11 protein-coding genes and 1 pseudogene are annotated in these 11,299 nt (G+C 39.0%); 3 read left to right on the top strand and 9 right to left on the bottom strand.

Going from position 1 to position 11,299, the window contains the following annotated elements:
• Positions 1 to 396: 396 nt before the first annotated feature.
• The 9 genes and pseudogenes from AAG747_RS18875 to AAG747_RS18835 form a co-directional block, all read right to left on the bottom strand.
• Positions 397 to 1,353, bottom strand: a pseudogene (locus tag AAG747_RS18875) (RHS repeat domain-containing protein); the annotation flags it as partial.
• Positions 1,354 to 1,663: 310 nt separating this feature from the next.
• Entirely contained in the window at positions 1,664 to 2,245 is a 582-nt protein-coding gene (locus AAG747_RS18870; RefSeq protein ID WP_346822774.1) for a hypothetical protein, read from the bottom strand.
• Between the two features lie 23 nt (positions 2,246 to 2,268).
• Complete coding sequence (locus AAG747_RS18865; protein WP_346822773.1) at positions 2,269 to 3,300, bottom strand: RHS repeat domain-containing protein; 1,032 nt, start codon at positions 3,298 to 3,300, stop codon at positions 2,269 to 2,271.
• 9 nt (positions 3,301 to 3,309) lie between these two features.
• The gene (locus AAG747_RS18860) at positions 3,310 to 3,567 is read right to left on the bottom strand and encodes a hypothetical protein (RefSeq protein WP_346822772.1); all 258 of its coding nucleotides are present in this window, start codon (positions 3,565 to 3,567) and stop codon (positions 3,310 to 3,312) included.
• A gap of 20 nt (positions 3,568 to 3,587) precedes the next feature.
• On the bottom strand, positions 3,588 to 3,797 hold the full coding sequence (locus AAG747_RS18855; protein ID WP_346822771.1) for a hypothetical protein: 210 nt from the start codon (positions 3,795 to 3,797) through the stop codon (positions 3,588 to 3,590).
• A gap of 132 nt (positions 3,798 to 3,929) precedes the next feature.
• Entirely contained in the window at positions 3,930 to 5,063 is a 1,134-nt protein-coding gene (locus AAG747_RS18850) for a WG repeat-containing protein (protein ID WP_346822770.1), read from the bottom strand.
• Positions 5,064 to 5,077: 14 nt separating this feature from the next.
• Positions 5,078 to 7,711, bottom strand: a complete 2,634-nt coding sequence (locus tag AAG747_RS18845; protein ID WP_346822769.1) for an RHS repeat domain-containing protein — start codon at positions 7,709 to 7,711, stop codon at positions 5,078 to 5,080.
• Positions 7,684 to 8,052: a hypothetical protein gene (locus AAG747_RS18840; RefSeq protein ID WP_346822768.1), complete on the bottom strand. Its 369-nt coding sequence runs from the start codon at positions 8,050 to 8,052 to the stop codon at positions 7,684 to 7,686. The genes AAG747_RS18845 and AAG747_RS18840 overlap by 28 nt, the downstream gene beginning before the upstream one ends.
• Positions 8,053 to 8,135: 83 nt before the next feature.
• The gene (locus AAG747_RS18835; RefSeq protein WP_346822767.1) at positions 8,136 to 8,339 is read right to left on the bottom strand and encodes a hypothetical protein; all 204 of its coding nucleotides are present in this window, start codon (positions 8,337 to 8,339) and stop codon (positions 8,136 to 8,138) included.
• A 176-nt stretch (positions 8,340 to 8,515) separates the two neighbouring features.
• Here AAG747_RS18835 and AAG747_RS18830 point away from each other — a divergent pair, with 176 nt between their 5' ends.
• From AAG747_RS18830 to AAG747_RS18820, 3 genes are all read left to right on the top strand, one after another.
• Positions 8,516 to 8,713: a hypothetical protein gene (locus AAG747_RS18830; RefSeq protein WP_346822766.1), complete on the top strand. Its 198-nt coding sequence runs from the start codon at positions 8,516 to 8,518 to the stop codon at positions 8,711 to 8,713.
• A gap of 334 nt (positions 8,714 to 9,047) precedes the next feature.
• Positions 9,048 to 9,917 carry a helix-turn-helix domain-containing protein gene (locus AAG747_RS18825; RefSeq protein ID WP_346822765.1) on the top strand — a complete coding sequence of 290 codons (870 nt, stop codon included), beginning with the start codon at positions 9,048 to 9,050 and terminating at the stop codon, positions 9,915 to 9,917.
• A gap of 70 nt (positions 9,918 to 9,987) precedes the next feature.
• Positions 9,988 to 10,776 carry an MBL fold metallo-hydrolase gene (locus tag AAG747_RS18820; RefSeq protein WP_346822764.1) on the top strand — a complete coding sequence of 263 codons (789 nt, stop codon included), beginning with the start codon at positions 9,988 to 9,990 and terminating at the stop codon, positions 10,774 to 10,776.
• The last annotated feature ends 523 nt before the right edge of the window (positions 10,777 to 11,299 follow it).

Below are 11,299 nucleotides of genomic sequence, written 5' to 3'. Positions count from 1 at the left end.
ACTTACCGCAGACTCTCTTACTTCGTGGAACTCTAAAACAACAGTAGTAGCCTTACTGAGAAAAATCCTATGCGACTCCCTGAAAAAAGCCGCCTAAAACCCTGACTCTATTTCAGAAAAAAACGGCTACTGAAAATAAATTTGCAAAAAAATGTGTCATTTTTTCAAAAAAAGACATCTGACTTTTAAGCGAAAGGTGAATACTTGACTTTTTTTCATCTAATGAAAGTAAAATCAATGGTCTAAATGGTGTCCACGTTGATTCAAATAATAAAAAGTCAGGAATCAATGTTATAGAGTTATTTTTGACTTTTAACTTAAAAGGCAACAATGTTAGAGTATTTAATATATACTCTTTGGAACTCAAAGTAATAAAGTCATATTTCATGTTTATCATCAACTACCATTAGTTACAGATTCAACTTTATCAGAAATGTTTATTAATGCTTTGTACATGATATCTATCAATTCTTTTCTTTTTTCACTTTCTCGTTGAACTTTTTCCCGTTCATTTTTTAATTTTTCATATAAATCAAACTTCAAATTAAAAACTTCTAGCTCTTTCTGCCCTTTATAACCACTTTTTCTATATAAATTATAAGCTTTCATTAGCATTCCTTCTTCTTCCTTTATTGCAGCATCATAATTAGCTTTTAATTTAACTAAATCAACATAAGAAGTTAAATGCTTGTGAAATAATGTACGAACATGGTGATATGACAAAGCTATTTCTTTTTGAGAAGTCAATTCTTTTTTCTTTCCATATGCATAAAACCCATTTGCTGAAAAAGGTATAGGACTAAGCCCCAAACCAAAGCCCGCAGAAGTTGCAATCCCTTCATGTATAAAATCTCCAGAATAGACTTTACTTATTCCTCCTGATAGAATTTTTTGAAAACCAACCGCTCCTCCAAAACTCCAACCTGAACCTGTTGCATCATCGGAATGCGTCATAGTAGGAAAATAAATAGCAGAAATAGATAGTGATACACTGATATCAGTCTCTATTCCAATAGCCCAATCGCCATAATGGAAAACCCCGTCAGGAGCTATTAAATAACCCCAATTTTTTTGTTCTTGAACAATTGGGCCTGCTTGTATGCCTCCAGTTAGTAGAAAAACTTCCAGCCCTTCTAATTCTACCCCATCAATTACTCTATTTTCACTAAAAGCATAAGGCGAGTTATGTGGGTACTTTGCTGCTAATGGGTCAACAGAAAAGAACCTACCAATCTTCGGATCATGAATTCGGTATTTATAAGATACGGCTCCATCCACAATATCATTGTCTACCTCTTGTCCCTGGAATCCAAAACGGTAGTTCTCATCCGAGTAGTTCCGACCGGCCATTTGCTTGCCGAATGGCGGACGGCCAGTCGCGGACGGCTAGTTGGAAATAGTCCGAGGCACTTAACACTTCGGAGGCCCGGCGGTTGCCCTTGTTTTTCACCCGGTCGGTGATCGTGGCTAAAACATTTGACTAGGCGTCTGCCCCAAGGTGGTTGCTCAGTTCGTACTGGCGATGGCCCAGGGTCAGCTCTCCGGCCTGGGGTTGGCTGGCTGCCGGCTGCCCTTCCGGTTGGATGGAGCGTTTGAACAACCCTACCCGGCTGCTGCCGTAGAGACCGTACAATAAAAATAATTAATAGGAATATATCCTGAACTATTTTTCAAGGACTGTAGAATAATAAAGATTCTGCTCAAATGCATCAAAAAAATTTAATCCCTTTTGTATATTAAATGTACAATGGGGATTACCAATAAACAGATTGGCTGCCAAATCGGTGTATGGAAAAATGGCAACTATAACTCCATTCTTATCAAGTAAAGCAACTGCCACAATAATTGGAGGGCTTTCATACTTATAATCATTCTGAAAGGTTTCACTAGTATAGATCTTATTTAAGATATTACCTTTAACATCAGTCTTTATTTCTTTTTTAATTTGTAGTTTGGTAATAGTTATAGCACCAACTTTGTCCATGATTGATGCAAATTCTTTAGGTGGTATTTCCTCTTGCAACTCAAAATCTGAATAGGGAAATAAAAATCTATGTTTAACACCATTAACAATCTCATCTATCAAATTGCTTTCCCTTTCATAAAATGGTTTATTCTCCGATAAAGTTAAGTCTATGATATGATAACTAATTTCAGTTTGTTGAGCTTTACAAGAAGTGTCAATTGTAACTACAATAAATATTATAAAAGAAACCAATTTAAAGGTTATTTTAAACTTCATCATTAAATCTATTTTTTAGATGGTATTTATTTAATCACTTCGACTTTAGGCCCTGTATTTTGACTTGACATTTCATCCTCAGAATATCCTTTTACCTTCGTATCAACTTCCATAGTAACATTCACTCCTCTTTGTTGTAGCTCTTTAATCAAGTTTTGTCCTAAATCATAAAGTTTATTGTCTAAATCAATAATAGCATTAGGGTCTATCCCTGAATCTTTATTATAAGGCATTATAATCTCAAATTTTATTTTTTTTATCCCTGATGTATTTAATATTTTTTCAGCCAATATATCAAGATCTTTTTGCTGATATTCATTACTCCAAGTAGATGTACCTCCAGTGTATCTGAGATTAATATCTCCTGACCTTAATGAAGGTACACTCTTTTTAATTTTATTCAAAAACAAGCTTGGCATATTAATATTAAATTGGTTCAATTTTGGTCCAAGAGTTCTTGCTTTAAAACTGTCATAATCTGGCTTGGCTTGTTTAGGAATCCAAGGTGACCAACTTTGTCTTCTTGATCCACTCTTGGGTTGTAAGCTTCCATCACGAATTAATGTCCAACTTTCAATATACCCTGTATACTTTTCATAAGGAGCCAAACCAAAATGATAAACAGTTTGTTCTTTGCCATCTTCTATAATTAAAAGTTTGGGGCCTTCTGAAGAAACTAAGCTTAACCTTGCTCTAACTGGCCCACTATTCGTATGATCAACAAGATATGCCTCAAGACCATCTAAATCTATTGCTGAAACTGGCATATTCGAAGCAAACTGGTAAGGTGTCAACATGGGATAAGAACTAGCCAACGGATCCACCGACAAAAACTTCCCAATCTCCGGGTTGTACAAGCGGAAACCGTAATCCTGGATCAGGTGCTGGTTGCCGAAGTCCCTGTCGTCTTCCTTGCCGTTAAAGCCATAACGGTAGTTCTCATCCGAGTAGTTCCGCCCGGCCATTTGTTTGCCAAAAGGAAAATAGTCGGAAGCACTTAACACTTCGGAGGCCCGGCTGTTGTCTTTGTATTTCACCCGGTCGGTGATAGTCGCCAAGACATTTGACTAGGCGTCTGCCCCAAGGTGGTTGCTTAACTCGTACTGGCGATGGCCCAGGGCCAGCTCTCCGGCCTGGGGTTGGCTCTCTTCTGCTTGTCCTTCCGGTTGGACGGAGCGTTTGAACAGCCCTACCCGGCTGCTGCCGTAGACCGGTTGCTCGCTTACTTGCTGGTCTTTATAAATCGCCATTACATTGCCCGAGGCATCGTAGCGGTATTCAGTAAAGTCCTCCCCCTTCACCACCTTGGCCACCTTGCCGTACACCGTCCAGTCGATGCCTTCTATCAAATTGCCGATTTCAACTCTTTAAGGTTTGAAAAACCAAGCCTGTGCTTAAAACTAAACAGCATTTTATTAAGAAACCTTGAAGAGTTTTTACATTCGTACTGACGGTGACCCAAAGCCAGCTCTCCGGCCTGGGGTTGGCTCTCTTCTGCTTGTCCTTCCGGTTGGATAGAGCGTCTAAATAGCCCTACCCGGCTGCTGCCGTACACGGGTTGCTCGCTTACTTGTAGGTCTTTGTAGTTTGACAGTTTTAGGGTTATACTTTAATTTCAACTCTTAAAGTTAATCCTAACTGTCAGTGTAAGTCATAACTATTACAGCTTCTATTTGGTGTACTCAAATTAATTAGTTGGAACCCATATGATGGTACCTTTTTTATTAATATACCCTTTCTTAACAACACTACCTATATTGAAAATATCAAAAGGCAACCAATTTTCATAAATAGCAGCAAGTCCATTTTTAAAATTTCTACAAAATTCAAACTTTGGTTCTATGACCACTCCTCCTTTTTTATTAACAAATCCAAACTTTTCATTTTTCCTAACCAAAACCAAATCACTGTCCTCACTAACATTAATTGCGTCATAAACCATCTCAATTAAGCTCTCACCTTTTCGATTGATAACACCTTTCTTATTATGTTTAGTTACAATAAAAACAGTCTTATTTCCTAGCCAACGACTTGTATACACTGATTCATAGTCAAACTCTTTTAAAACATTCCCTAATGAATCAATCATTAAATGACGAACTTTTGAAACCCAACTTGTATCTAATTTAACTATGGCTATTCCATTTTGGAAATTTTCAGCTTCTTGATAATTAGGAGGAATTACAACTTTTCCATTTATATTTATATAACCATATAAATTGTTTTGACGAACACTAGCAAGTCCTTCTGAAAAAGTTGCTGCATATTCATATAACAAAGGTATCATTAAATTTCCCTTTCGATTAATATAACCATATAAGTTGTTTTGACAAACACTAGCAAGTCCTTCTGAAAAGGCTCCAACAAAGTCATATTTTTCTTTCAATAAAAACTTTCCATCATTTGTAATATAATTCCAATAGCCCTTATACTTCACTTTGGCAAGACTATTATGGAAATCACTACATTCATCCAGCTTTAGAGGAATTTTTATTTTTCCATGTTTATCTATAAACCCCCATTTATTATCAAGTTTAACAGCTGCTAACCCTTCTGAAAAACTGTTTATGAAGTCGAACTGAGGGGCAATTATCATTTTTCCCTTTTTGTTAATAAAGCCATACTTATTGTTAGCTTTTATTACTGCTAGACCTTCAGAAAATTCGTAACTCTCATCAAATTCAAAATTTATAACTATTTTGCCCATTGAATTTATATACCCCCATTTATCGTTCCTTTTAACAGGAAATAAATACTCTTGCCCATAAACGTTCATTATAAACAAAATGCAGAATCCAGTAACTAAATATTTTTTTCTCATTATTATTATTTTTATTAATTACTAGGCGCACTCCAAGTTCCATCTACTTTATTTTCAATGTTGTTAGTAGTAGTTCTAAACTTGGTACTAACCTCACTCATACCTTTACTTCCACCAGAAGTAATACTAGTTTTTAATCTTGGTGCTAAACTAGGGTCAATTGCTAATATTGCATTTATGACACTGTTAGCTCTAGCCTGTTTAAACTCTCCCCAAGTTTGATTCCCACTTTTTATTGCATTATTATCATTTACTACAGTGCCATTAGAAAGTGCCATCCCTGCAGATCCTATAACTTCTAATTCTCTTGAGAGATCACTTTGAAGTTGATTTACAATTTCTTGGATTCTCACAGGATCATTTACCTCTGTACTTCCAACATTAAAATTTAATTGACCAGAACTGAATGTTTGTATATCAACTATACGTTTAACCTTCGGCAAACGCTCTCCAATTATAACATATTCTCTATAAGCACCAAGTACTCTAGTGTCAATCTGACCTTTAGATAAAATATCAAATCCTGACAATTCCCCATTATTATATGCGTTTCGTAACATTTGACTATCATTAACATTTGGTCTAAAATAACCTTCATTCGCACTAATTGGAAATTCTTTCCCTGTTTTATCTCTAATGTAGGTATATGGAGGCGCAGGATTAACGCCAATCACTTCAAAAGTTGCTCCATCCCCAAATGGATTATTTATTATTTGATTCAAAGTATAACTATTCGCAAGTTTTATTTCCGTTTTTATTCTAGGTGACCTTGTAGGAGAAATAAAGCCTGTAATTGTAGTTGTATTTCCATTAATTACAGTTGTTGGTGGAGAAGCCCAGGTCCCTCCTCCAATAGCTAAGGATGCTTCCAACCCGTCCAAATCGATCGCCATTATCGGAGTATTCGAAGCAAACTGATATGGAGTCAACATAGGAAAAGACTTGGTAAGCGGATCCACTGACAAAAACTTCCCAATCTCCGGGTTGTACAGGCGGAAACCGTAATCCTGGATCAGGTGCTGGTTGCCGAAGTCCTTGTCGTTTTCCTTCCCGTTGAACCCATAGCGGTAGTTCTCATCCGAGTAGTTCCGGCTTGGCATATCGGATCCAAAAGGATAGTAATCGGTGGCACTTACCACTTTGGAGAGGTACTGGTCGGCTGTGCCGTTTGCATCGGTATCCAAGGCTTTTTTGTTATCTGTGACTACCGCCAGTACATTGCCTAAGTGGTTACTCAACTCGTATTGCTTTCGCCCCAGTATTCGCTTGCCTTTTTCCACCTCTCCACGATAAAGTCCTACTCTTGAAGAGCCAAAAATGCCCTGTTCTTTTAATTGGGAATTCTCATATACTGCCATGGTATTCCCGGAGGCATCCCGCACATAGTGTGTGCTTTTTATTTCTCCTCCAACTGTTACGGCTTTATAGATCCGGTTACCGGCCGCATCATAACGGTACTCGGTCATGCCTCCGTTTTCTTTTAACACTTTGGTCACCTTACCGGATATATTCCATTCAATGGACCGGATGTTCTCGGATTGGTCTTGAATCAGGTTACCAACTTCATCATAGGTATAATTCCCTGCATTCTGGTTGGCTATTCCTCCTTTGCCGGCATGTATCGAGGTATTGTTTACATGCAACAAACGGTTCATATCCGCTTCATAATGGTAACTCAGCTCCTCCTTTAATTCTCCAAGCTCATTTCTTCTGTTGAGATTCAACAGGTTACCATTAGGATCATAACTGTAATCCGCATCGAAAGGCTTTTGATCAAACATGCTTCTTTGTTCCCATCCGTTTCCGGCCTGGTAGCTGGTCAGCCCCCGGGCTTTGGTAATCCGGTTGAGCTGGTCGTAATTGTACAACATGGTTTGCATGCCCTTTTGCGGGTCGTTGGCTCTTCTTCCCAACTCCGCCACATCCGTTACCATCCAGGCAATATTGCCATTGTAGAGTTCAGAGCCATATCCCCGTTTTGGTGAATCTTCCAGTAAGGTTTCGAAATCCCCACCGGGATCCACCGTAAAGCCGGGATTTAAGTCAATATATCCTCCGGCTTTGAAGGTCACCGTTTGCCCGTCTTGTACGGTGGTATTTCCTTCTGCACGGATATATTCCCGGGCTTCGGTAAGCTGTGGCAGCGGTTCACTGCCATCGTATAGTATATATGCCGGAGTATTATCCAGAGTATTGCGGTGCCAGAGCTCCTCGTCCACCAAAGCTATATCCACTTCGGTGCCAATAGGGCGGTAATCGCCCTCATAATACCCTAAGGTAAAGGCCATTTCGTCTCGGTTGACCGATTCAAAAGGTGAGGAGGCAGCTCCGTCTCTACCCGGGTCGGTAAAAGGTTCCTGTCCCGGCAAGTTCATTCCTTTTAGCCAGCCTTGTAAGGTATAAAAATAGTCTTGTCCCTGAATGGCATAATGACCGATTCCGGTTCGCGCCAAGGGCCCGTGCTGATAGTAATGATACTTCGCTTCCTGATTCCATACCCAACCGTCAATAGATGTTTCTACCGTTTTGATGCGATTATCGGAATCGTATTTATAGTGGTGGATTAACAAATCTTGATTATTCGCGCCTTTTTGATAAAATACATAGTTGATATTTCCACTCACCAGGTCAAGCCTACGACCAAACATCCCAGTAGTATCCAGTCGTTGACTGGAAGACCTAACACCCGGGATTTTTTCTCCAAAGACAAATACGTTTTCATCGCCCCCTTCCCTCCTACCAGTTTGGCAATATCGTCTTCCACCAGTTGGAAACCGCCCCAAAGGCCACAAGCGATGATGAGTTGAAACAGCGCTCCAATGGCATCCGGCTCTCCCTTGATAAATTTGGTTACGGTACGCACCAGGCCGATGACCACCACGATGGCAAACACGGCATTGCCCAAAGTGCTCACCCAGGTGCCGATATTCTTCAAGGCCCCGGCAGAGCCTTGGGCTCGCACAGCTTGAGAAAGCAGTAAAAGGCACAAGGTAAACAGGTCTTTGCAGGCATTTTTTTTGGAAAAAGGTAGTTTTCATGGTTTTTCTATCATGTAGTCGGTAAATAATCCTGTTACTGAAGGTTTGAATAAAGCGTCTCCCCGATGGCTTTGGATACCGGTTCCGGTTTGTTTTTCGAAACCGTATTTTCTCGGAGCAAAACCCGGTCGGCTTCTGTCAACACATGTTCCGGGAAAGCAAGGCTGGATGCTTGCCCCTCCCAGCCATTTTTTTCGGGTAAAAAGCCGGGAATAGGTAAGAACGATTCCTCCGGCAACTATCAGAAATAGGGCGATAACGATCATGGAAGATTGCTTTTTTGTTACAAGCATACCGGAAGAAAGGAAAAGAAAAAAGCTACCGGTTCCGGCTTGGGTGGAAAAGTAGGAAATGACCGGGTTTTCCTTAGGGAAGGTTTTTATCTTTATTTGGAAAACCGAACCCCAATACATCATGCATCGCAAACGCTTATGTATTTATCCCAAAGATGTACAGTTGATCACCCAGAAAAGTGAAAAGACCACCCGGAAGCTTTTGCATCAAATGAGGGATTACTTTCACAAAGAACCCCATCAGTTGGTGGCTGTTTCTGAATTCTGTGCCTACACCGGCCTGAAGGATGAGGAAGTCAAAAAAGCCATTGGCCTGTAAATAAGGTCAAATGAATGCTTTGAACGGAGCAGTTCCTGCGATGTCATAAAATTTAAAGGAATTTGGAGAGAATTGAGGGAGGGACTATCTTCAGAAAGCAAGAAAATTAGTTGGGTACTAACACCTTTTGGCGCTTCAAGCGTTTTCAAGAAAGAGGGGAGAAAGCTGACAATAAGAGTAACAGCAAGATGACAATGAGAAAGCGCTGTATATCAAAATTGGGAAGCTGCAAGTCGAAAAAATCTTGAAGACCATCTTGTTAAAAAGATAAAAGATATTTTATCTGGAACAGTCCAAACATTGAGAGAAGCTAACAATTTACAAAATTTGAACATTGAAAACTATAAAATTCAATAAAACGGAATGCGGTGTTGATTTTTTAATCAATGTAATAGATGGATCCCAATTAGCCTATAAATATCTATTGCCTAAAGTTCACAATGCTGATTATTTTGAAATTTTGATTTTTAGGAAGGGGAATGGACATATTTTAATCGGTCATAAAACAATCAAGGTACAAGATAACACTATATTGTTTATTTCTCCTTTTCAACATAAAAGGTGGAACGTAGACTACGCTCAATTAGATTTTACTATTCTAATTTTTCAAGAAGATTTCCTGAATGAATTCTTCACCGACAAATTATTCACTTCTCGCCTGCTCTATTTTTATCAATACGACAACTCCACCTTTCTCCAATCAAATACCGGCCAAATTCAAAGCATCTGTAATATTCTACAAGAAATCAAATCCGAACTTGTTACTCCTCATTTGGATAGTGCACATATTATCCGCTCTCTGATTTATTATTTGTTGCAACGTCTTAACAGGGAATATGCCAAAGCACATCGTTTGCCTTTTCAGATTGATACCACCAATCATGCATATGCATTTAAAAAATTAATGGAGTTGCACATTAAAGAAAAACAGCGTATTCACGAATATTGTGAATTACTTGGTATCAGCCGTATCACATTAAATAAAGCAGTAAAAAAACAATTTAACCTGACAGCCACGGAACTTCTAAAACAACGTCTACTTACCGAGATTAAAAATGAACTGATTTATTCTGAAAAAACCATTAGCGAAATCGCCTACGAATTTGGCTATTCGGAACCCAATCACTTAATGCGCTTTTTCAAAAATCAAACAGGCATGACCTCTTCAGAGTTTTTAGCCGATTATCAAAATGGTAGTAATTGAGAAAAAACGGGTACCCACAGCCTATCACCCATGAATCAACTTTGCATAGTTCATCTAAAACAAGAAAATTATGCAATCCAGTATTCATTTTATTAGAAATGCAACGTTGGTGTTAAACTATGCCGGCAAGAAATTCCTGGTAGACCCAATGTTTGCCGAAAAAGGGAGATACCCTGGCTTCCCGGGAACTAGGCACTCCCACCTAAGTAACCCACTGGTGGATATGCCTGTACAACCCGAGCAGTTATTTGAGGTCGATGCCGTATTGGTCTCCCACCTGCACATTGATCACTGGGACCAAGTGGCCAGAGAAAAGCTACCCAAAGATTTAAAGGTATATGCCCAAAACGAAGAGGATGCCAGTGCCATTGAAGCCGTAGGGTTTACCCATGTAACTGTCATGGCTACAGAAAATGAATTTGAGGGCTTGAAATTCACAAAGACCTATTGCCAACACGGTACGGACACTGTTTATTCCATTCCCCAACTAGCCGAAGTATTGGGCAAAGCCTCTGGGTTCTACTTTAATGCTCCGAATGAAAAATCAATTTATTTTTTAGGAGATACCATCTGGATAGATGAAGTAGAGAATAACTTAAAAAGCTGGCAACCCGATGTAGTGGTTGTAAACGCGGGGTATGCGAGTTTGGAAGAGGATCGCTTCGGTGCTATTATCATGGGAAAAGAGGACATTCTAAAAATTCATAATTTACTTCCTGAAGCTACCATCATTGCAGTGCATATGGAAGCGCTAAATCACTGTATACTTCATCGACAGGAACTCCGAGAGTTTGTCGAAGAAAAAGGCTTTATTGAAAAAGTGATCATACCAAATGATGGAGAGTCGATCCCTTTATAGAGGATTACTATTCACCATAACAAATCAATCAAAAAGTGGTTTTAGAATATTCTAAAACCACTTTTTGATGTGACTACATTATCTTCAAAGCCCTTGGGTTAAACCTACAAGTGGATATTATTACAAATCCCTTTAATGAGATATGCGGGTTTATTTCATTGAGAGTTGAAATCATAAACAGTTTGAATTTCCTCAAATCTTAAGGGACAGATTTTGGTGTAAATACCCCAAACCACTAACCTCAGAGGTAAAAAAAGTATACCAGCATGCCAAAGGAGTTAAGTATGTTGACTATGAGTATAAAAGAGAGGGGTAGTTGGTATGTATATGATCGTAGAACCGCTGGGAGGTTAAAGAGGGGTCTTGATAAAGGATAATCACAATCGTTTAAATGCGTTTCTTGTACGCTCGTTTAGCACAGTTATCACCACAGTATTTGGTGACAGTGGTCTTGGCAATAAATTCCTGACCACAGTGTTGACAAATCTTAGGTAATCGAATGTTACTACTCATAACGTTTCTT

This window comes from Rapidithrix thailandica (assembly GCF_039710355.1).
In the GTDB taxonomy this organism is placed as follows: Bacteria; Bacteroidota; Bacteroidia; order Cytophagales; family Flammeovirgaceae; genus Rapidithrix; species Rapidithrix thailandica.
Note: the sequence above shows the minus strand (reverse complement) of the source record. Positions and strands in the feature narration are given on the sequence as shown.